Annotated in this window: 20 protein-coding genes and 3 pseudogenes; 13 read left to right on the top strand and 10 right to left on the bottom strand. The window is 70.8% G+C overall.

Translation table 11 applies throughout. The features are described from left to right. Nucleotides 1–4 precede the first annotated feature (4 nt). Both ACRAWB_RS10370 and ACRAWB_RS10375 read right to left on the bottom strand, forming a co-directional pair. A pseudogene (locus ACRAWB_RS10370) lies at nucleotides 5–1,776 on the bottom strand (glycoside hydrolase family 3 protein). Continuing rightward, complete coding sequence (locus tag ACRAWB_RS10375; RefSeq protein ID WP_431353250.1) at nucleotides 1,773–3,077, bottom strand: MFS transporter; 1,305 nt, start codon at nucleotides 3,075–3,077, stop codon at nucleotides 1,773–1,775. The pseudogene ACRAWB_RS10370 and the gene ACRAWB_RS10375 overlap by 4 nt, the downstream one beginning before the upstream one ends. 124 nt (nucleotides 3,078–3,201) lie before the next feature. Here ACRAWB_RS10375 and ACRAWB_RS10380 point away from each other — a divergent pair. The 4 genes and pseudogenes from ACRAWB_RS10380 to ACRAWB_RS10395 form a co-directional block, all read left to right on the top strand. After that, a pseudogene (locus ACRAWB_RS10380) lies at nucleotides 3,202–3,339 on the top strand (TetR family transcriptional regulator); the annotation flags it as partial. A 499-nt stretch (nucleotides 3,340–3,838) separates the two neighbouring features. Then, nucleotides 3,839–4,381: a TetR/AcrR family transcriptional regulator gene (locus ACRAWB_RS10385; RefSeq protein ID WP_431353251.1), complete on the top strand. Its 543-nt coding sequence runs from the start codon at nucleotides 3,839–3,841 to the stop codon at nucleotides 4,379–4,381. Between the two features lie 237 nt (nucleotides 4,382–4,618). Further along, nucleotides 4,619–5,065: a hypothetical protein gene (locus tag ACRAWB_RS10390; RefSeq protein ID WP_431353252.1), complete on the top strand. Its 447-nt coding sequence runs from the start codon at nucleotides 4,619–4,621 to the stop codon at nucleotides 5,063–5,065. A 56-nt stretch (nucleotides 5,066–5,121) separates the two neighbouring features. Further along, entirely contained in the window at nucleotides 5,122–6,066 is a 945-nt protein-coding gene (locus tag ACRAWB_RS10395; protein ID WP_431354498.1) for an arginase family protein, read from the top strand. Here ACRAWB_RS10395 and ACRAWB_RS10400 read toward each other — a convergent pair. Further along, complete coding sequence (locus ACRAWB_RS10400) at nucleotides 6,032–7,036, bottom strand: hypothetical protein (protein ID WP_431353253.1); 1,005 nt, start codon at nucleotides 7,034–7,036, stop codon at nucleotides 6,032–6,034. The genes ACRAWB_RS10395 and ACRAWB_RS10400 overlap by 35 nt on opposite strands. Before the next feature lie 229 nt (nucleotides 7,037–7,265). Beyond that, complete coding sequence (locus ACRAWB_RS10405; protein ID WP_431353254.1) at nucleotides 7,266–7,634, bottom strand: VOC family protein; 369 nt, start codon at nucleotides 7,632–7,634, stop codon at nucleotides 7,266–7,268. Between the two features lie 61 nt (nucleotides 7,635–7,695). Here ACRAWB_RS10405 and ACRAWB_RS10410 point away from each other — a divergent pair, with 61 nt between their 5' ends. Further along, nucleotides 7,696–8,139 (top strand): MarR family winged helix-turn-helix transcriptional regulator, encoded by a 444-nt coding sequence (locus tag ACRAWB_RS10410; RefSeq protein ID WP_431353255.1) that lies wholly within the window; start codon nucleotides 7,696–7,698, stop codon nucleotides 8,137–8,139. Nucleotides 8,140–8,145: 6 nt separating this feature from the next. Here the strand turns inward: ACRAWB_RS10410 and ACRAWB_RS10415 are convergent, their stop codons facing one another. The 3 genes from ACRAWB_RS10415 to ACRAWB_RS10425 all read right to left on the bottom strand — a co-directional run bounded on the left by ACRAWB_RS10415 (nucleotide 8,146) and on the right by ACRAWB_RS10425 (nucleotide 9,739). Continuing rightward, complete coding sequence (locus tag ACRAWB_RS10415; RefSeq protein WP_431353256.1) at nucleotides 8,146–8,442, bottom strand: DUF2277 domain-containing protein; 297 nt, start codon at nucleotides 8,440–8,442, stop codon at nucleotides 8,146–8,148. 213 nt (nucleotides 8,443–8,655) lie between these two features. Continuing rightward, nucleotides 8,656–8,856, bottom strand: a complete 201-nt coding sequence (locus ACRAWB_RS10420; protein WP_431353257.1) for a cupin domain-containing protein — start codon at nucleotides 8,854–8,856, stop codon at nucleotides 8,656–8,658. Between the two features lie 151 nt (nucleotides 8,857–9,007). Continuing rightward, the gene (locus ACRAWB_RS10425; protein WP_431353258.1) at nucleotides 9,008–9,739 is read right to left on the bottom strand and encodes an alpha/beta fold hydrolase; all 732 of its coding nucleotides are present in this window, start codon (nucleotides 9,737–9,739) and stop codon (nucleotides 9,008–9,010) included. A gap of 160 nt (nucleotides 9,740–9,899) precedes the next feature. Here ACRAWB_RS10425 and ACRAWB_RS10430 point away from each other — a divergent pair, with 160 nt between their 5' ends. From ACRAWB_RS10430 to ACRAWB_RS10440, 3 genes are all read left to right on the top strand, one after another. Further along, nucleotides 9,900–10,634, top strand: coding sequence for a DUF4397 domain-containing protein (locus ACRAWB_RS10430; protein WP_431353259.1), 735 nt, complete (start codon nucleotides 9,900–9,902; stop codon nucleotides 10,632–10,634). 65 nt (nucleotides 10,635–10,699) lie between these two features. Further along, a complete protein-coding gene (locus ACRAWB_RS10435; RefSeq protein ID WP_431353260.1) occupies nucleotides 10,700–11,140 on the top strand; it encodes a hypothetical protein in 441 nt (146 codons plus the stop codon). Further along, nucleotides 11,121–11,303, top strand: a complete 183-nt coding sequence (locus tag ACRAWB_RS10440; protein ID WP_431353261.1) for a hypothetical protein — start codon at nucleotides 11,121–11,123, stop codon at nucleotides 11,301–11,303. Before ACRAWB_RS10435 ends, ACRAWB_RS10440 begins: the two co-directional genes overlap by 20 nt. A gap of 22 nt (nucleotides 11,304–11,325) precedes the next feature. Here ACRAWB_RS10440 and ACRAWB_RS10445 read toward each other — a convergent pair whose 3' ends face one another. Genes ACRAWB_RS10445 through ACRAWB_RS10455 form a run of 3 tightly spaced genes read right to left on the bottom strand, consistent with a single transcriptional unit; the run spans nucleotide 11,326 to nucleotide 13,644 of the window. Then, a complete protein-coding gene (locus ACRAWB_RS10445) occupies nucleotides 11,326–12,084 on the bottom strand; it encodes an anti-sigma factor (RefSeq protein WP_431353262.1) in 759 nt (252 codons plus the stop codon). Continuing rightward, a complete protein-coding gene (locus ACRAWB_RS10450) occupies nucleotides 12,074–12,616 on the bottom strand; it encodes a sigma-70 family RNA polymerase sigma factor (RefSeq protein WP_431353263.1) in 543 nt (180 codons plus the stop codon). Before ACRAWB_RS10450 ends, ACRAWB_RS10445 begins: the two co-directional genes overlap by 11 nt. A gap of 17 nt (nucleotides 12,617–12,633) precedes the next feature. Next, on the bottom strand, nucleotides 12,634–13,644 hold the full coding sequence (locus tag ACRAWB_RS10455; RefSeq protein WP_431353264.1) for a LacI family DNA-binding transcriptional regulator: 1,011 nt from the start codon (nucleotides 13,642–13,644) through the stop codon (nucleotides 12,634–12,636). A gap of 273 nt (nucleotides 13,645–13,917) precedes the next feature. Here ACRAWB_RS10455 and ACRAWB_RS10460 point away from each other — a divergent pair. From ACRAWB_RS10460 to ACRAWB_RS10480, 5 genes and pseudogenes are all read left to right on the top strand, one after another. Continuing rightward, a pseudogene (locus ACRAWB_RS10460) lies at nucleotides 13,918–15,552 on the top strand (beta-galactosidase); the annotation flags it as partial. Between the two features lie 137 nt (nucleotides 15,553–15,689). Beyond that, nucleotides 15,690–15,869 (top strand): Beta-galactosidase C-terminal domain, encoded by a 180-nt coding sequence (locus ACRAWB_RS10465; protein WP_431354499.1) that lies wholly within the window; start codon nucleotides 15,690–15,692, stop codon nucleotides 15,867–15,869. Continuing rightward, entirely contained in the window at nucleotides 15,866–16,795 is a 930-nt protein-coding gene (locus tag ACRAWB_RS10470; protein ID WP_431353265.1) for a carbohydrate ABC transporter permease, read from the top strand. The genes ACRAWB_RS10465 and ACRAWB_RS10470 overlap by 4 nt, the downstream gene beginning before the upstream one ends. Then, a complete protein-coding gene (locus tag ACRAWB_RS10475) occupies nucleotides 16,792–17,721 on the top strand; it encodes a carbohydrate ABC transporter permease (RefSeq protein ID WP_431353266.1) in 930 nt (309 codons plus the stop codon). Before ACRAWB_RS10470 ends, ACRAWB_RS10475 begins: the two co-directional genes overlap by 4 nt. Before the next feature lie 67 nt (nucleotides 17,722–17,788). After that, the gene (locus ACRAWB_RS10480; RefSeq protein ID WP_431353267.1) at nucleotides 17,789–19,120 is read left to right on the top strand and encodes an ABC transporter substrate-binding protein; all 1,332 of its coding nucleotides are present in this window, start codon (nucleotides 17,789–17,791) and stop codon (nucleotides 19,118–19,120) included. Nucleotides 19,121–19,171 lie beyond the last annotated feature (51 nt).

Raw genomic sequence — 19,171 nt, forward strand, 5'->3', positions numbered from 1 at the left:
GCGCTCAGTAGCCGAGCCCGTCGCCGAAGCGGAACAGCGGCTCGGCGGTGTCGAACGGCACGTCGGGTCGCGACGCCTCGACCGCCGCCATCGACCGCGGCAGGTCGAACGGCAGACGGCCATGCGGCGCGAACCGCCCGGTGAGCACGTCCAGCAGCGCCTCGCCGCTCGCACCCCAGTTGACCGTGACGGCGGCGGCCGCCTCGACGATCGGCTCCAGGATGGCGGGGCGGTCGGCGTAGACGTCGACGATCGTCGGGGCGTGCGCGGCGAGCTCGCGGACGTGCGCGATCGTCTCCTCCGGGAAGTCCAGCGACCCGGCGTGGAACAGGCTCTCGAAGACGGTCGGCCGCTCCTCGAACGGGGCCTGCAGGCGCACGACGACGACGTCCGCCTCTGCGGGCGACGCGACGACCTCGCCGTAGCCGGCGGCGACCGCGGGGTCGATGCCCTCCACGTAGAGGCGCGTCCCGGCGGCGAGCGGCAGCACGGGAGCATCGGGCGTGCCGTTGGTGAGCAGGGTGATGGACGCGCGCTGCGCCCACTCCCCGCCTCGCGGAACTCGTCGCGGCCGACCACCGCATCCGCCGCATCCACATCCACCAGGGCCGACTCGAACAGGCCGAGCTCGAACTTCTCCCGCAGGATGCGGCGCGCGGATTCGTTCAGCCGCTCCTCCGTCACCTCGCCCGACTCGACCAGCTCGATCAGCAGTTCGGGGCACGCCTCTCCGCCGAACTGGTCGGCGCCCGCGTCGAGGATCTTCTTCATCCGCTCGAGCGGGGTCAGGTGCTCGACGCCCCAGGCGCGGGCCGGGAACGGCTGTCCGAAGATCTCCGCATCCGTGATGAGGCCCCAGTCGGTGCACACCACGCCGTCGAACGCGAACCGCTCGCGCAGCAGCCCGGTGAGCACCGACTTGTTGAAGCCGAAGCCGACCTCCTCGTACGCGGTGCCGATCGGCATGCCGTAGTAGGGCATGATCTGCCGGGTCCCGGCGGCCAGGAGCTCCGCGAACGGCTTCAGGTGGAGCTCGAACGCGTCACCGGGGTAGACCTGCTCGCGGCCGTGCGCGAAGTGCGGATCCTCTCCGTCCTTCTGCGGGCCCCCGCCCGGGAAGTGCTTGGTCATGGTGGAGACGGACCCCGGGCCGAAGGCCGCGCCCTGGAAGCCGCGCACGTAGGCAGCACCGAGACGGCCGGTCAGCTCCGCATCCTCCCCGAACGTCGCCACCTGGCGCGCCCAGCGCGGCTCGGTGGCCAGGTCGACCTGCGGGTGCAGGGCGACGCGGATGCCGACGGCGACGTACTCCTGGCGGGCGATGTCCCCGAACCGCTCCACGGTCTCCTCGTCGCGGATCGCGGCGAGACCCAGTGGCTCCGGCCACTGCGAGAACGGCCCGGAGAGGAACGCGGTGCCCACGTTCTCGGTGAACGAGTGGCGCGGGTCGGTGGACAGGGTCACGGGGATGCCCAGGCGAGTGGACGCGGCCAGCCGCTGCAGCGCGTTGTGCCACTCCGCGATCTCCCGGGCCGTCTGCGCGCCGCCGATGAGGTTGAAGTGGGTCAGGTGCCGCTGCTCCACGTAGTCGACCGCGGACGGGGTGGAGAAGACGGGGTTCGGCTCGGTGAGCTCACCCATCCCGATCATCGTGTGGAAGAAGAGGCCCGCCTTCTCCGCCAGGGTCATCTCGGCGAGCAGCAGCTCGACGCGCTCCGCGACGGGCAGCTCGGCGTCGAGCCAGGGGCGGGTGGCGGTGGTCTCTGCGATGGTCATTTCACTCCCTTGATCCGGTAGACGAGCACGGCGCCCAGCAGGGCGATGAAGGCGCCGAAGAGGTACCACACCGAGTAACCGCCGATCGCCGTGGTGGCGCCGAGGGCGATGATCCCCGGCGCGATGGCCGGCGCGATGGACTGCGGCAGGGCGTTGGCGATGTTGAGGACGCCGAGGTCCTTCGCGACGTCGTCCTGGCTCGGCAGCACCTGGGTGGCGAGCGCGAGGTCGACGGAGAAGAACGAGCCGGCGCCGAGGCCGATGATCGCCTGCGCCGCGATGACGACCCCGATGGTCGGCGCGAACGCGAGCACGACGAGCCCGACCACCATGATGAGCCCGGCGGCCGCGACGAACGGGCGGCGCTTGCCGAGGCGGTCGGAGAGGAAGCCGCCGAGGGGGCTCGAGATCACCATCGCGACCGTCGAGGCGAGGTTCGCGATCAGGATGGTCGTGATCGCGCCCTGCTCGTCCAGCTTGAACTTCTCGGTCAGGAAGAAGGGCAGGAAGGTCGCGATGCCGGCGTAGCCGAACATGACGAAGAACTTGGTGAGCCAGGTCCAGCCGAAGTCGCGGTGCTTGACCGGGTTGAACACGAACGACCCGAAGAACTGGCCCACGGTGAAGCGCTGGCGCGGCTTCTCGGTAAGGCGGCGATCCTTCAGCACCAGGATGAAGAACACGCAGAGCACCAGCGCGAGCAGGGCGGGCACGACGAACCGGAGCACGTCGTCGCTGATGAAGTTGATCAGGACACTGCCGCCGAGGATCGCGAGCGGCGTGGTGGCGCCGACGATGCCGGAGACCTTGCCGCGGCTGGGAGCCGGCACCTGGTCGGGCAGCGTGGCGTTGGCCGCAGCGAGCACCGCGTTGAACGCCGCCTGCGCGAGGCACCAGCCGATGAGCACGACCCACAGTGAGGACGCGACCCCGATGAGCGCGAAGGCGCCGAGGCCGACGACGCTGCCGCCGAGGATCCACGGGCGCCGCATCCCGAAGCGGGAGGTGGTGCGGTCGGAGAGCCGCCCGGCGAGCGGGTTGGCGACCAGCGCGAAGAGGGCGCCGACGCCGAGGATGAGGCCGAGCTGTCCGGTCGCCTCCCCGGTCGACGAGGTCAGGTGCTGCACCTTGAACGCCATCGAGACGAGGACGGGCGTGAGCAGCGCGAGCAGCACGCCGAAGTTCACGGCGGCGAGCCCCGGCGTGTACCCGCGGGGTGTCCGGGCTGGGGTGGTGCCGGGCGCCTTGATGCCCGTGGTTCCCGTGTAGGCCGCGGTCGCCGCGGGAGACAGCTCTGTCATGGTCGGTCCTTTCGTGTCGTCCGCTTTGACGATGCGCGCCAGCATACACACAAAAGCGACCGCGTGGTAACCGAAATCCGACTGCACGGTAACCTGGCTACGATGGTGCCGAGGGAGGTGCGTCATGACGTCTGTCGTCGACGGGACGCGGTTCGCGCGCGCCGCGGCCACCCGGCAGGCGATCATCACCGCCGCCGCGGAGCTGTTCGCGCGGCAGGGCTACCGCTTCGTCTCCCTCCGCGAGATCGCCGTCCGGGCCGGCATCTCGCACCCCGCGCTGCTCAAGCACTTCGCCGACAAGGACCAACTGCTGGACGAGGTCGCGAAGCGCTACGAGCGCGCGCCGGCGGCGGAGGGGTGCGAGCCGTTCTTCGCGTCCCTGACCGGCGAGGCCTCCGCCCCGCTGCATCCCCTGCACGCGTGGATGCGCGAACGACTGGCCGGCTCTGTCGCCGCGCACGCGCGCGCGCTGGCGGACGGCGGCCTCGGTGAGGGCCGCGACCCCGAGGCCGAGGCGATCCGCCTCGTCGCCGCGCGCTGCGGACTCCGGATGCTCCACCGCTACCTGCCGGATCGCGTGGACGTCGACACGGCTCTCGACGCGCATGCGCGGCTGATCGCGCATCCCGCCGGCTGGCGCGCCCCGGCGACGACGGCTCCGCGACCGCGGCGCCGCCCGGCCCGCCGCTCCCCCGCTGATCGAGGACGAGCCGGAGTCTCCCGCCGGCTACCGCACCGGCCGCGCCCGGCGAACCGCGATCGTGGACGACGCGATGACGCTGTTCGCGCGGGAGGGCTACGGCGACACCAGCCTCCAGGACATCGCGACCCGCGTCGGCGTCTCCAAGTCGGCGCTGTACCACCACTTCCCGTCGAAGGATGCGCTGCTGCTCGCGGTGCTCCGCGAGCGCGACCACCGGATCGACGACACGGTCGCGGGCTCCCCCGCCCGCAGCGCCGCCGAGATCCTGCGCGGCTTCGCGGACGGCGCCGAGGCCAACGAGCGCGACCAGCCGGGCCTGATCGAGCTCTACGCCGTCATCTCCTCCGAGGCGACGGTCCCCGACCATCCCGCCCACGCGTACTTCGAGCATCGGTTCGCGCAGGCTCTCGACGGCTTCACCGCGATGTTCGAGGCGGCCCGGGACGCGGGCGACCTGCCCGCGCACCGCGACCCGGCGCACGAGGCGCTGTGGGTGCTCGCGCTGTGGGACGGCCTGCAGTACCTCTGGCTGTACGACCACGACTCGGTGGAGGTGGCGGCGGCACTGCGTACCCACCTCCTGGACGTATTGCCGGTCTGACGCGCCGAATCCCCCCAAAATCACCCCCGAATGGGTGTCCCCACTTCAGTGGACACGGCCCTAGAGTGGACAGCACCTTCCGGAACCCGAAACTCCGGAAGGTATGCCACTGCCGAAGTCGCTCGCCCGGGCGACTGACCCGCCCGTTATTGGTCGCGTTCGGTGGCGCGTTGGGGGAACGCTATGCTGACGCGCGCGCGGACGCCTCGTGGAAAGTGCCCGACTTCCATGTTCCGTATGCTCAACCCTGTCCTGTCCGGCCGCCCGTTGGCGGTGCTCGGCGCCGCTCCCGCGGGAAGCTGGATCGCCGTCACCTCCCGGAGCGTCGCCCCGCAGCCCCACGTCGTGGAGAGCGCAGCCTCCGTCGAGGAGGTGGCAGAAGCCCTCTTCGAGATCGTCCCGGTCAGCGACCGCTCGACCGTGCCGCTCGTCGGCTGGCTGGCCGACGCCTCCGACGACGACAGCCTCGACGCCTTCTTCGCCTTCCAGGGCTCCGCCCGCGACGCGGAGCGCCGAGCGCTGGAGATGGGGCGGCTGGTCGAGCTGCCCGAGGACCCGTGGTCGGGCGTCTCAGCCGTCCTGACCGTGGAGTCGGAGGCGGACTTCGCCTTCTTCGTCTGCATCGGCGAGGGCGAGCACATCCCGGCGCCGCTGTTCCGCCGCGCGCAGGAGCTGGCCGCCTGAGTTCAGGCGCCGCGCGTACTCTCGCTGATGCCGCAACGGCGGAGCGGGAGGACACGATGGCGGGACGCGGGCGCTCCTGGACCCTGCTCGGCGTGCCCTCGAGCGCGGGCGGTCACACGCCGGGGATGGACCTCGCCCCGGCTGCGATCCGGTCCGCCGGGCTCGCGGAGGCGCTTGTGGCACGCGGCCACGGCGTCGCGGACTCCGGAGACGTGCGCGGCTTCCGGCGCACGCCCGACCCCGCGCATCCCGACCGCCAGAACATCGCCGAGGTCGCCCGCGTCGCCGACGACACGGCCGACACCCTGGCGCGCATCGTCGCCACCGGCTCGACACCGCTCGTGATCGGCGGCGACTGCACGGTGACCACGGGAGTGGTCGCGGGCTTCCGGCGGGCGAACGCGCCCGCTGCCCTCCTCTACTTGGATGGTGGCCCCGACCTGTATACGCCGGGCGGCATCGCGTACGGCAACGTCGACGCGATGGGAGTGGCGCACCTGCTCGCGCTGCCCGGGAGCGATCCGGTGCTGACGGCGGCGCTCGGACCCGCTCCGCTGTTGCGAACCGACGAGATCGTGCTGCTCGGCGACGCCCGCCCGGAAGACCCGGCCGACCTGGAGTGGCGGCGCGTGAACGAGCTGGGGCTGGTGCGGATCCCGGCGACCTGCGTCCACGAGGACGCCGCCGCAGCAGCCCGAGCGGCCCGGGACGCGATCGAGGCGGCCGGCGAGCGCTTCGTCCTGCACTTCGACGTGGATGTGCTCGGACACCTGCACCTGCCGCTCGCCAACATGCCGAACCCGGATGCCGCGCCCTGGGGGCTCGACGTGGAGGAGGTGGTCACCGTGCTGCGTGTGCTTACCGCCAGCGACCGCTTCGCCGGTCTCGTGCTGACCGAGGTCAACCCGGCGAATGCGCCGGACGCCTCCGCGCTCGTCGACTACGTGCGGATGGTCGTGGACGGCGTCAGCCCAGCGCCGGCCCGATCTCGTCCAGTGTGAGCGACGGCACGAACGTCGGCTGCTCGTAGAGGCGTTGCAACTCTGCGGTGTCGATCGCGACCAGCCGCGAGGCGTCCACGGTGTCGTCCCCGCCGCCCAGCATCCAGGCGCTGTGCCACAGCCCGGCCAGCGTGACCGCGCCATCCACCATCAGGCCGGCGGTCTGCGCACCGGCATCGCGCCACAGGGCGTCGGTCACGGCGACAGACGCGTCGTCGGGCTTGTGCGCCACCGCGGCGTACGCATCCACCAACGCGCGAGGCCCGACCGCCCGGGCGGACCGGTCCATCAGCGCGACGACCGCGACGGCGGCATCGGCGGCCGAGCCCAGCGGGGCAGGCCACATCGCCTTCGGCAGCGCCGCCGAGATCCCTTCGACGAGCTCGGCGTCGTGCCGGTCGACCATCGTCGTCTCGTACGCAGAGTGCACGCCCTTCCCGGTGCCGTCCGGCAGGCCGTCGGCCAGGTACGACCCGTGGAGCGGCTGGCACGCGTCCCCGACATAATGCGCGACGAGCCCGGCCGCGGCCACGAACCGCACCGCGTCCCCTGCCCGCGCTGCGGCGACCAGCTCCTCGAAGAACTGCTGCACCCGGAACGGCAGCAGCCCGCGCTCATCCGGCGCCGTCTTCCCCAACCGCGTGTAGTAGTCCTGCCACACCGGGACCGCGACCTGCGCCGGATCGGCGACGCAGCGCTCGCGCAGCGTGGTCCCGTCGAGCGGCTGATCGATGTCGGCGTAGTGATTCGGGTGCTCCGGGCCCGAGCGGAAGGCGGTATCGCGGCCACCCGGAACCGCCGAGGGCAGGTTCTTCCAGATCAGGTCCGGGACATCGGCGAGCGGCACGAATCCCTTCTGGGCATTCGCGGCACGCACCTCCGCCGACACCGCGCGTCCCTGCGGTCCGATCCGCACGCTGATCCGGTCCGCGTTCGCCGCCAGCAGGGTCCGCAGCGCACCCTCCGGCACCTGCTCGCACGCGAACGACGCGATCGTGTAGTGCCCGGTCTTCCCCCAATACGGCTGCAGCGCCCCGGGCGGTACAGCGCCGCTTCCCCATCGGCCATGGGACGGATGCTACCCACTGGAGGTGACACTGCGGTGAAGCGCTATCCTGGGGCTCCCCGTAGCTACGGGTATGGGGAACAGTGCCAGAGCCGGACCGAGCGATCGATCCGGCTCTGGTCCCGCTCGCGGGTCAGTCGCCGTCGTGCAACGTCACGTGGTAGCCGTCCGGGTCGGCGAAGGTGAAGGTCCGGCCGAAGGGGCCGTCGACCGGCTCCGAGACGATCGCATGGCCGTCCGCCGCGAGATCGTCGTGGATCGCCTGCACGTCGGTCGCCTTGAGCCACAGCGCGACGCCGACTCCGGGATGCGCCACCGACGACAGGTCGGTCCCGGGCAGCGGGTCGCGGAGCGCGAAGGCGATCGGGGCGGTCGCGAAGACGACCGCATGCGGCGGCCCGGCGGGCGAACGCACCAGCCCGAGGTAGCGCTCGTAGAACGCCTGCGAGGCGTCGAGGTCTCGCACCTGCAGCGAGATGAAGTCGGGTCCGATGGCGGGCATGTCGTTCTCCTTCGTGGCGTGTCAGCTTTCTGACACACGAAGGCTATGTCAGAATACTGACATGCGTCAAGACCGCGTCGGCATCGACCTCGACACGTCGCTCGGCTACCTGCTCAAGGAGGCATCCAGCGCCCTCCGCGCCGCGATGGAGGAGGTGCTGCGTCCGCTCGGCATGAACATCACCCACTACTCGTGCCTCGAGCTCCTGGCCCAGCGGCCCGGACTCTCGAACTCGGAGCTCGCGCGCGGCACCTTCGTGACGCGGCAGACGATGAACGTCCTCCTGCAGGCGCTCGAACGCGACGGCGAGGTCGCCCGGGCCGCCGAGGCACCCGTGGGCAAGGCGCTCCCGACGCGGCTCACCGAGAAGGGGCGCCGCAAGCTCGAGGCGGCGACGGCGGCCGTACGCGACGTCGAGCTGAGGATGCTCGCCGGCCTCACCGAGGAGGAGCAGGCCGCCGCGTTCCGCATCCTCCGCGGGATGGTGACGTCGCTCCGGGGCTGATCGGCGTCAGACCGCCGCGGTGCGGCTGCGCACCTCGCGCTCCATCCGCTTCTCGTGGCGCTCGCGTCCCTTGATCGCCTCGAGCTCCCGGCTCTTCGGCGGCGCGTTGGTGACCAGCTGGTCGAGCATCCTCCGGGTTGCGGCCGCGATCTCGTCGATGGCCTGATCGAAGGCGGCCGCGTTGGCGCGGGAGGGACGCGTGGACCCGCTCACCTTGCGGACGAACTGCAGCGCGGCCTCCCGCACCTCATCGTCCGTCGTCGCCGGCTCGAAGTTGTGAAGGCAGCGGATGTTGCGGCACATGTGCCGACGATACGCCTACTCGTGCGGCGGCAGGGTGATCGAACCGGTCATCGCGCCCTCCGCCGAGCCGGCGGAATCGGACTCGATGAGGGTGCGCTCGATGTGATCGCGAAGCGAGCTCATGGTGTTCCTAACGTACTGAAGACAACCGGAACATCTTGCGCCCTCCCGGCTGGGAGATCGCAGAGGGTGCGCGGCGCGTCACCGCGGGCGTCACCCCGGGTCGACGAACGTCGCGAGCGCCTGGTCCGGCGCGACCAGGTAGGTCGACAGCATCCGGCCGGTCCCCGGTCCCAGATCGCGCGCATTGTGCGGCGTCCCCGGCGGGATGAGGAAGCCGCTTCCCGCCTCGAGGTGCAGCGTCTCGGCGTCGTGAATGCGCATCTCCACGGTCCCGGCGAGGATGTAGCCCACCTCCTCCCCGGGTGCGTGTGCCAGCCGGACTCGACGCCCTCCGGGATCTCGGTCAGCACCTGCACGATGATGCGGCCGGGGATCGAGGACGCGGCGCGCTGCACCTCGGTGCGCTTGAGACGCCCGGCGAGGTCGTCGTGCTGTCCGTCGGTCATCGGCTGACCGCCTCCCGTGCGCGCAGGATGACGTCCGTCACCGCCCGGGGCTGCGAGACCATGATGAGGTGCGACCCCTCCATGGTGGTCAGCTCCGCGCCGGCCGCCTTCGCCATCGCGAGCAGGACATCCGACCCGGCCGCCTTGTCGCCGGTCGCGACCACGGCCCAGGAGGGCGCGTTCTTCCAGGCCGGGGCTCCGTTCTTCTCCTCGAACGCGGACGCGGCGACGGGGCGCTGCGAGGCGGCCAGCACCTTGCCCACCTCCGCCGGGAGGTCGCCCGCGAAGACCCGCGGGAACTCCTTCTCGTCGACGAACAGCTCCACCGCCGGCTGCCCGTCGGCGCCCGGGAAGTTCTTCTGCACCAGCGCGGGCCCGAGCGCGCTGTCGCGCGAGGTCCCCTCGATCTCGCCCAGCACCTGGCCGTCATCCGGCGCGAAACCGGAGACGAAGACCAGCCCCTTCACAGCGTCCAGCCCGGTGCCGGCGTTGCTGATGATCGCGCCGCCGTAGGAGTGGCCGACGAGGAGGACGGGACCGTCCAGCTGCTCGACCACGCTCCGCAGGTAGGCCGAATCGACCGCGATGCCCCGCAAGGCGATCGCCGGGACGAGGACGGGCACCCCGGCCTCCTGAAGCAGCTGCGTAACGCCCGCCCAGCTCGCGCCATCGGCGAATGCGCCGTGGACCAGGACGACGGTGACGTCGCCCTCCCGAGTATCCGACATGGTTCCTCCCCTTCGTTTCACCCCGACGATGCGCACAGAGTAGGGCGGTGATACCTCGCTCGGCTAGCAGAATTCGCGGTCTGCATCCGATCGCCCCCTTCGCGGGGAATGACTTCACGACGGCTCCGACCGGAGCCTCGATGAGACGAAGGGGTTCATCATGATGAGGAAGCGGTGGTGGCGGATCGGGGTGATCTCCACCGCGGTGCTGGCACTGATCGGGGTGTCGGCGGCGCCCGCGAACGCGGCGCCCCAGCAGACCTGGCGGTCGTTCGGGATCTCGCAGGTGTCGGTCTTCCACGGCGTCCCGGCGACGCCGCTGGACGTGTACGTGAACCACATCCGGGTGCTGAACGACTTCCAGCCCGGGACGTTCGCCGGCCCGTATCTGCTGCCGAGCGGCACCTACCGGCTGGCGATCACGGCGGCCGACGCGAGGAACGACAGCAGCCCGGTCATCGGTCCGGTCACCGTCAGCTTCGCGCGCAACACCAGCTACACCGTCGCCGCGCACCTCACGGCCGCGGGCGCGCCCACCGCGACCGTCTTCACGAACGACCTCTCCAAGACACCGTACGGCCAGGGTCGGCTGGTCGTGCGGCACACCGCCGCCGCTCCCGCCGTCGATGTCCTGGCGGGCGGCACGCCGGTCGTCCGGTCGCTCACCAACCCGAACCAGGCGGCGCTCGTGCTGCCGGCCGGCACGGTGAACGCGGCGGTCGCCCTGGCCGGGACGACCGCACCCGTGATCGGCCCGGCGGCGGTACCGGTCGTCTCGCGGCAGAACACCATCGTCTACGCCTGGGGCAGCGCGTCCGCCGGGAACCTGACGGTCGCCGTCCAGACGCTGAGACAAGGGAGCCTGCTTTCCTTCCCATGGATGACCCGGCACTGACAACCACCCGGCCGGCGGGCACAGCACCAACCCGCCGGCCGGGCCCGCCCGCGCCGCGGAGGCGCATGGTCGAGCAGCACGTCGGCGCCGCCGTGCATGCCTTCCTCGGCCCCTCGTGGGTCGTCCTCCTCGCTGCGCGGACCACCCGTGCGGGGCGGAGGGAGTTCCGCCGGCGCCTGGCGGGACCGGTCGAGCTGAGGCCGGGATGCGAGGCGGCGGACATCGAGCGGATGCCCGAGAGCGACGTGCTCGCCCTGCTCCGCGCCCACGGAGCACCCGAGCAGTGCGTGCTCGTCAAGGACGGCCTGCTCGAGGACGAGGTGACCGACCTGCCCTCCGCCCTGCACCGGGTCCTCCAGAGCCGCGAGGGCGCTCTGGTCTCGTGCATCGCCGGGCGGCTCTGCTTCCTGCAGTGCGACGGCGGACGCACCCGAGCGCTGCTCGCAGCGGACCCCGCCGACACCGATCGAGAGGATGGGATGGACCATGTCGAAGACAGCCGATGACCTGGCGCGGGCGGTCGCCGAACTGGCGGGCAGTCTGCCCGGCGAGCCGACCCCGGAGCAGGTGGCCCCGCTGCTGGCCGGCTTGAGCCGACGCGAGCGCGCCGTGGTGGCGCTCTTCTTCGAGCGGCTGGCCGAGGGCGAGCGCGGGCTCTTCGCGGGCTGAGCGGGGCCGAGCCGGACTGGCGTCAGCCGGAGGCGAGCGTCCCCCGGACGATGCTGTCCCCGGAGTGCGCCGGGTCGCCGTTCAGCGGTTGCTGCGAGATGTCGACGACCGGGTAGTCCGCAGCGGCGATGTTGGGCGGCATGGCGAACGTGCCCGAGTCGCCGGCGAGCAGGCCCACGCTGATCGACTTGGTCAGGTCGCTGTTCATCAGCCAGACCTCGCGATAGTCGCCGCTGGAGTGGACGGCCGGGGAGTCGAGCTCGATCTGGAGCACCGTCGTCCCGTCGGTCTGCCGTTCCATCGTCGCGGTGCCGCTGGACGTCGACCAGGCGGGCAGGCCCGCGAGCGTCGCGTGCGCCTGGACCTGCGCGGTGGGGCGGAGCACGAGCACCGCCGCGACGACGACGGCGACGAGGAGCACGGCGGCGCCCGACAGCGCGGCCACCCAGCGACGGCGGGACGCGGTGCTCCGGACCCGGCGCTGCGCGGCGACGTGCGCGGGCGGCTCCGCGGGCGCGGGCGCAGGCGCAGGAACCACCGCGGGCGCGGCCGGCGCCTCCATCGTGAGCTGGGCACGGATGCCCTCCCACACGGCGGGCGACGGCTCCCTCAGCTCGAAGTCGACCGGACCGTTCTCGCGGGCGGCGCGGGTGACGCGCATCAGCCGGTCGAGCTCCGACCGGCACACCTCGCAGCCCATGACGTGCTGGACGTCGGCATCGTCGACGTCCGGGTCGCCGAGCGCGAGCATGGCGAGGGCGTCGGGATCGCTATGCGTCATCCGCGTCCTCCAGCCGTGCTCGCAGCCGGAGCAGGCTGCGCCGGATATGACTCTTGACGGTGCCGAGCGGCAGGTCGAGCTGCGCCGCGATCTGCGTGTGCGTCAGCCGATCGTAGAACGCCATCCGCATGATCCGCTGCGGAACGGGGTCGAGTTGTTCGAGCTCCTGGCTCATCTCGACGCTGTCCGCGATCTCGTCGGTCCAGGTCAGCGACTGCAGGTAGACGCTCTCCATCAGCGCCTGCAGCTCGCGCTGCCGCTTCGCCCGCGCCTCGTAGGCGTCGACGATCTTGTGCCGCGTGATCGCCATCAGCCAGGTGCTGAGCTTCGCCCGCGAGGGGTCGAAGGAGGCGCGCGACTGCCATGCGGCGACGAACACCTGCTGGGTCACGTCCTCGGCGTCCGCGACATCGCCGAGCGAACGGAGCGCGAGCGTGTAGACCAGCCGGCCCCAGCGCTGGTACAGGCGCTCGATAGCGTCCACCTCGCCGGACTGCAGCCCGGCGATCAGTGAACGCTCGGTGTCATCCACGAGCCCATCATCACCCGTCAGGCCGATTCGCGCCACACGATGGGGGTGTCGAGCACGAGCCCGCCGGCGGTCGTGTCGCCGGTGCGGATCTGCTCCAGCACCGCATCGGCGGCGGAACGGCCTAGGCCCTCGGCGGGCTGGTGGACCGTCGACAGGAGCGGAGTGGTGCGTGTCGCCCACGAGCTGTCGTCGAAGCCGACCAGTCCGACGTCGCCCGGGATGGAGCGCCCGGCCTCGTGGAGGGTCTGCATCGCGCCCGCGGCGACCGCGTCCGACGCGGCGACCACGCCGTCGATGTCGGGCGCGCGCTCGAGCAGGGTGCGCATCCCGTCGGCACCGTCGTTGAACGAGTACAGCGGGACGGGCACGACGAGCTCGGGGTCGTACGCGATGCCGAGCGCTTCGCGGAACCCTGCCAGGCGGTCGGCGCCCGAGTCGCGGTCGAGGGCGGCGGCGATCATGCCGATCCGGCGGCGGCCGGTCTGCATGAGCCGCCGTGTGATCGCGGCGGAGGCGCCCCGGTTGTCGATGCCGATGAAGGGCGCGGTGATCCCCGGCGGGTGTCCGACGAACGCGGCGGGCAGGCCCAGTCGCTCGATGACCGAGAGGATGGGGTCGCGGTCGCGCGCCGACACCACGATCGCGCCGTCGACGAAGCCGCCGCTCAGATAGCGCGAGACGCGGTCGGTGTCGCGCTCGGAGTCCACGATCAGGCAGACCATCTGGTAGTCGTGCGCCGACAGCGCGGCGTTCGCGCCGAGCATGATCACGCCGATGTTCGGGTCCTCCAGGAACACCGAGTGCGGCTCGTGGACGATGAAGCCGACCGCCTGCGTGCGCTGGCGTACCAAGCTTCGTGCCGCCGTGTTCGGGGTGTAGCCGACCTTGCGGATCGCCGCCTCGATCGCCTGCCGCGCCTCGCTCGAGACGTAGTGGCCGCCGTTGACGTAGCGGGACACGGTCCCCCGCGAGACGCCCGCCTCGAGCGCCACGTCCACCACGGTGGCGCGGCGGCGGGGTTCGGTCATGGAGGAAGTCTAGGGGATGCGGGAGCTTGACAGATGGAATGCGGCCTGCTTAGTCTGTGCACGTTCACAGTCCCGCTGCTCCGGCTTCGGAGCGACGCAGACTGTGCACGTTCCCACAATGAACGACGGGACGCGCACACCCAAATGTGTGCACGTTCACAGACTGGCAAAGGAGCCACAGTGCTCATCCCCGACGCGGACGGCATGATCCTCGGGTGCGACTACAACCCCGAGCAGTGGGACCGCGCCGTGTGGCTCGAGGACATCGCGCTGATGCGCGAGCTCGGCGTCGGTCTCGTCGCCATCAACATCTTCGGCTGGGCGCAGGTCAACCCGGCGAAGGGCGTGTGGGACTTCTCCGCGCTCGATGAGATCATCGGCCTGCTGCACGACGCCGGCATCCGCGTGAACCTGGGGACGGCCACCTCGTCGACGCCGGCGTGGCTCACGACCCTGCATCCCGAACTCCTCCCTGTCGCGATCGACGGCACGCGCCGCTTCCCGGGCGGACGCCAGGCCTTCTGCCCCAGCTCGCCGGTCTACCGGCGCTACGCGCTCACACTGGTTGAGCGCATCGCCGAGCGCTACGGCCACCACCCCGCCGTCGCGCTGTGGCACGTGTCGAACGAGATCGGCTGCCACAACGCCCTCTGCTACTGCGACGAGAGCGCGGCGTCGTTCCGCGGCTGGCTGCGCGACCGCTACGAGACGATCGATCGGCTCAACGATGCCTGGGGCACCGCATTCTGGAGTCAGCGCTACGGAGCGTGGGAGGAGATCCTGCCGCCGCGCGCCACGCTCTCCACCCGTAACCCGGCCCAGGTCGTCGACTTCCACCGGTTCTCCTCCGACACACTGCTGAACCACTTCCGTGCCGAGGCGGAGGTCATCCGCCGGCACAGCGACCGGCCGGTGACGACGAACCTCATGAACGCGGCGCACATCCAGAACATGGACTACTGGAGCTGGACGGGCGACCTCGACCTCATCGCGAACGACCACTACCTCGACGACCGCCTCGACGACCCGACGACCGAGTTGGCCTTCGCGGCCGACCTCACCCGCGGCCTCGCGCAGGGCCGTCCGTGGATGCTGATGGAGACCTCCACCGGAGCGGTCAACTGGCAGCCGGTCAACCTGGCGAAGGCACCCGGGCAGCTGCTCCGGAACGCGCTCACGCACGTGGCCCGCGGCGCCGACGCGATCTGCTTCTTCCAGTGGCGCGCCTCCGTGCGCGGCTCCGAGAAGTTCCACTCCGCCCTGCTCCCGCACGCCGGCACCGACTCGGCGACCTGGCGCGAGGCGCAGGAACTCGCCCGCGCGCTCGGCGCACTCTCCGAGGTGACGGGCACCACGGTCCGCGCCGAGGTCGCGATCGTCTTCTCCTGGCAGTCGTGGTGGGCCGCCAACGGCGACAACCTGCCCAGCCAGAACGTCCGCTACCTCGAGCAGGTGCACACGGTCTACCGTGCCCTGCGCGCGGCCGGGGTCACGGTCGACGTCGTCGCCCCGGGCGCCGACCTGGCCGGCTACCGGCTGGTGGCGGTCCCGGCCCTGTACTCGCTCACCGAGAGCCAGGCGGCGGGGCTGCACCGGTACGTCGAGCAGGGCGGCCATGCCGTCGTCACCTTCTTCAGCGGTCTCGTCGACGAGGAGCAGACGGTCGTCACCGGCGGCTACCCCGGGCTCCTGCGCGACCTGCTCGGCGTGCGGATGGACGAGTTCACCCCGCTGGTGCCGGGCGACAGCGTCCACCTCGCCTCCGGCCGCACGGGCACGGTCTGGAGCGAGCGCGGCCGCGCGACCACCGCCTCCGTCGTCGACACCTTCGCCGAGGGACCTGCCGCAGGCAGCCCGGCCATCACCCGCAACTCGTATGGCGACGGCACCGCCTGGTACGTCGCGACGGAACTGGACCAGCTCGACCTCGACGACCTGGTCCGCGAAGCTCTCGACGGCGCCGGCGTCGCCCCCTCGCCGCCGGCGCCGCCGAGCTGGACGTCACCCGCCGCATCGGCAGCGACGGCACCTCGTTCCTGTTCGCCATCAACCACGGCGACCACGACGTGCAGCTCGCCTCCGCCGGCGTCGACCTGCTCTCCGGCGAGCGCCTGGAGAGCTCCGTCGTCGTCCCCGCGGGCGGTGTGCGCATCATCCGCGAGGACGCCGCGCCCGTCCTCGTCCCCGCCGGCGATGCCGGGATCAGCAGAGAGGAGGCGTCATGACCGTGACGTCCGCCACCGCGCGGGCCGAGGCGCCCGCGCGCCCGCCCCGCCGCCGCATCCGGACCCCGCACAAGCGCGCGATCATCGCGCTCGTCGCCCCGTTCCTGGTGCTGTTCGCCCTGTTCTACGCGCTGCCCGTCGCCTACGCCGTGTGGGAGTCGCTGCTGGTCGTCCAGCGTGACGGCACCTTCGGTCCGGCGACCGAGGTCTTCGGCGGGCTCCAGCAGTACGCCCTGGTGTTCCAGGATCAGGCGTTCTGGACCTCCGTCGGCCGCGTTCTCCTGTTCGGCGTCGTGCAGGTCCCCGTCATGCTCGGCCTCGCCCTGGTGTTCGCCCTGCTGCTCGACTCGCCGCTGATCAAGGGCAAGCGATTCTTCCGACTGGCCTACTTCGTGCCGTACGCCGTCCCCGGCGTGATCGCAGCGATCATGTGGGGATTCCTGTTCTCGCCGAACCTGTCGCCGTTCTCGGCGCTCACCAAGGCCGTGCCCTTCCTCGGCGCCGACCTGGTGCTGTGGTCGATCGCCAACGTCGTCACCTGGGTCTATGTCGGCTACAACATGCTGATCATCTACTCGGCGCTCCTCGCGGTGCCGCAGGAGATCTACGAGGCCGCGCGTCTCGACGGCGCGGGCCAGTTCCGGATGGCGTGGTCGATCAAGATCCCGATCGTGCGTCCCGCGATCCTCCTGACGGCCGTCTTCTCGATCATCGGCACGCTCCAGCTGCTCGCCGAGCCCCAGGTCTTCGCCTCGTTCAGCTCCGCGGTCACCAGCACCTACACGCCGAACATGACGATCTACGCGACCAGCTCGCTCCCGAACTACAACCTCGCCGCCGCGTTCAGCGTCGTGCTCGCGCTGGCGACCTTCGTCCTCTCGTTCACCTTCCTCAAGGTGACGCAGCGAAAGGGGCAGGACGCATGACCGCCGAGACCCTGATCCCGGTCCCGACCGGAGCCCGCGCCGAACGCGAGGTGCGACGCCGTCGCCGCCGCGGGCAGGGCACCGCCCCGCGGCAGAGTGCGGTGTCCCGCACCGTCGCCATGACGGTGATGGTGCTGTTCACGCTCTACACGCTGATCCCCCTGTGGTGGCTCGTCGTCGCGTCGAGCAAGTCGCGCGGGCAGCTGCTCACGACGAACGGGCTCTGGTTCGCCGACTTCAACCTGTTCAAGAACATCGGCGACATGCTCGCCTACGGCGACGGGATCTTCGGGCGCTGGATGCTGAACAGCATCCTGTACGCGGGGGTCGGCGGCTTCTTCGCGACCCTGCTCGCCGGGATGTGCGGCTACGCGCTTGCGAAGTACCGGTTCCGCGGCCGCGAGAGCATCTTCAACATCGTCCTCGGCGGCGTGCTCGTCCCGGCCACGGCGCTGGCGCTCCCGTTGTTCCTGCTGTTCAGCAAGGTGCAGCTCACCGACACCATCTGGGCGGTGCTGCTGCCCTCGATCGTCAGCCCGTTCGGCGTCTACCTCAGCCGAATCTTCGCGGCGGCGAGCGTGCCGGACGAACTGATCGAAGCGGCTCGGCTCGACGGCTCGGGCGAGCTGCGCACCTTCTTCACCATCGCGGTGCGGCTCATGACGCCGGCGCTCGTGACGGTGTTCCTGTTCCAGTTCGTCGCGATCTGGAACAACTTCTTCCTGCCCCTGATCATGCTGCGGTCCACCGAGCTCTTCCCGGTCACCTTCGGCCTCTACACCTGGAACACGCAGATCAACCAGGTCCCGGAGCTGCGCACGTTCGTGCTCTCCGGCGCCTTCCTGTCCATCATCCCCCTCGTCGTCACGTTCCTCCTGCTCCAGCGCTACTGGCGGAACGGGCTCGGCTCCGGCTCGCTCAAGTAGCCGGCGCCCGACGACCCCAAGCTCCCGGCATCGAAGCCGGGTGGATCACACCGAGAGAAGGATCACAATGCGATACCCGAAGAGAATCGCCGCCATCGCCGCCCTCGCGGTGAGCGCGACGGTCGCCCTGGCCGGCTGCTCCTCGTCGTCGTCGGGTTCCGGCGACACCGCGGCCGCCTGCGCCCCCAGCAAGGGCAAGGTCACGCTCGACTTCACCACCTGGGTGCCCGGCATGGCCGACGTCGTGAAGCTCTGGAACGACAAGAACCCCGACATCCAGGTCAAGGTGCAGGAAGGCCCCAACGGCAACAACGGCACCTACAAGAACTTCTTCAATGAGGTGAAGGCGGGCAACGCCCCCGACCTCGGCCAGGTCGAGTACGACGCGCTTCCGAACTTCCGCGTCCAGAACGCGCTCGAGGACCTGAGCGCCTGCTCCGCGGTCGTCAAGGCCAAGAGCGACTTCGTCGACTGGACCTGGAACCAGGTGTCGCTCGGCTCGGACAAGAGCGTCTACGGCATCCCGCAGGACTCGGGCCCCATGGCGCTGTTCTACCGCAAGGACCTCTTCGAGAAGAACGGCATCGCCGTCCCGAAGACGTGGGACGAGTACACGGAGGCGGCGAAGAAGATCCGCGCGCTCGGCGGGTACATCACCAACTTCTCGCAGACCGACATCAACCAGTTCGCCGGCTTCGTCTGGCAGGCCGGCGGCCAGTGGTTCGCCAACGACGGCAAGGACTGGACGGTGAACCTGACCAGCAGCGAGTCCACCAAGGTCGCCGACTACTGGAACGGCCTCATCAAGGACGGCCTCGTGTCGACGGTGCCGGCGTGGACGGACGAGTGGAACAACGCCTACAACTCCGGCCAGGCGTGGACGTGGAACTCGGCTGTGTGGGGCGCCAACTCCATCTCGTCGGGCGCTCCGGACACCGCGGGCGACTGGGCCGTCGCGCCGTCGCCGCAGTGGTCGGCGGGCGACAACGCAGCCGGCAACTGGGGCGGCAGCTCGGTGGTGGCGTTCACCGGGTCGAAGCACCTCTACGAGGCGACCAAGTTCGCCCTCTGGCTGAACACCTCCGATGAGGCGCTGACCGCGCTGAACAAGGCAGCCAACCTGTACCCGGCGACGAAGAAGGGCCTCGAGCTCCCCGCGCTGCAGCAGGGGGTCGACTTCTACGGCGGCCAGAAGATCTACGACGTGTTCGCGAAGGCCTCGTCTCAGGTGAAGCCGGACTTCACCTGGGGCCCGACGATGACCCAGACGTACGCGGATGTCTCCGACGGGTTCAAGAGCGCGGTCAGCGGCAGCGGCACGCTCACCGACGCGCTGAAGTCGGCCCAGGAGTCGACGATCAAGGCGCTGAAGGCGCAGTCCATCCCCGTCAAGGGCTGATCCGTCCCCGAGGGCGACGAAGATGGACGGGGCAGGCGCCGAGCCTGCCCC

Origin of the sequence: Leifsonia poae (genome assembly GCF_050632865.1) — a bacterium.
Lineage (GTDB): Bacteria > Actinomycetota > Actinomycetes > Actinomycetales > Microbacteriaceae > Leifsonia > Leifsonia poae_B.

Excerpts from the sequence above, each read along its gene's own strand:
- ACRAWB_RS10375 (WP_431353250.1), bottom strand. The coding sequence starts at position 3,077 with ATGACAGAGCTGTCTCCCGCGGCGACCGCGGCCTACACGGGAACCACG.
- ACRAWB_RS10390 (WP_431353252.1), top strand. The coding sequence starts at position 4,619 with ATGCTCAACCCTGTCCTGTCCGGCCGCCCGTTGGCGGTGCTCGGCGCC.
- ACRAWB_RS10395 (WP_431354498.1), top strand. The coding sequence starts at position 5,122 with ATGGCGGGACGCGGGCGCTCCTGGACCCTGCTCGGCGTGCCCTCGAGC.
- ACRAWB_RS10405 (WP_431353254.1), bottom strand. The coding sequence starts at position 7,634 with ATGCCCGCCATCGGACCCGACTTCATCTCGCTGCAGGTGCGAGACCTC.
- ACRAWB_RS10410 (WP_431353255.1), top strand. The coding sequence starts at position 7,696 with ATGCGTCAAGACCGCGTCGGCATCGACCTCGACACGTCGCTCGGCTAC.
- ACRAWB_RS10415 (WP_431353256.1), bottom strand. The coding sequence starts at position 8,442 with ATGTGCCGCAACATCCGCTGCCTTCACAACTTCGAGCCGGCGACGACG.
- ACRAWB_RS10425 (WP_431353258.1), bottom strand. The coding sequence starts at position 9,739 with ATGTCGGATACTCGGGAGGGCGACGTCACCGTCGTCCTGGTCCACGGC.
- ACRAWB_RS10430 (WP_431353259.1), top strand. The coding sequence starts at position 9,900 with ATGATGAGGAAGCGGTGGTGGCGGATCGGGGTGATCTCCACCGCGGTG.
- ACRAWB_RS10435 (WP_431353260.1), top strand. The coding sequence starts at position 10,700 with ATGGTCGAGCAGCACGTCGGCGCCGCCGTGCATGCCTTCCTCGGCCCC.
- ACRAWB_RS10440 (WP_431353261.1), top strand. The coding sequence starts at position 11,121 with ATGTCGAAGACAGCCGATGACCTGGCGCGGGCGGTCGCCGAACTGGCG.
- ACRAWB_RS10445 (WP_431353262.1), bottom strand. The coding sequence starts at position 12,084 with ATGACGCATAGCGATCCCGACGCCCTCGCCATGCTCGCGCTCGGCGAC.
- ACRAWB_RS10455 (WP_431353264.1), bottom strand. The coding sequence starts at position 13,644 with ATGACCGAACCCCGCCGCCGCGCCACCGTGGTGGACGTGGCGCTCGAG.
- ACRAWB_RS10470 (WP_431353265.1), top strand. The coding sequence starts at position 15,866 with ATGACCGTGACGTCCGCCACCGCGCGGGCCGAGGCGCCCGCGCGCCCG.
- ACRAWB_RS10475 (WP_431353266.1), top strand. The coding sequence starts at position 16,792 with ATGACCGCCGAGACCCTGATCCCGGTCCCGACCGGAGCCCGCGCCGAA.
- ACRAWB_RS10480 (WP_431353267.1), top strand. The coding sequence starts at position 17,789 with ATGCGATACCCGAAGAGAATCGCCGCCATCGCCGCCCTCGCGGTGAGC.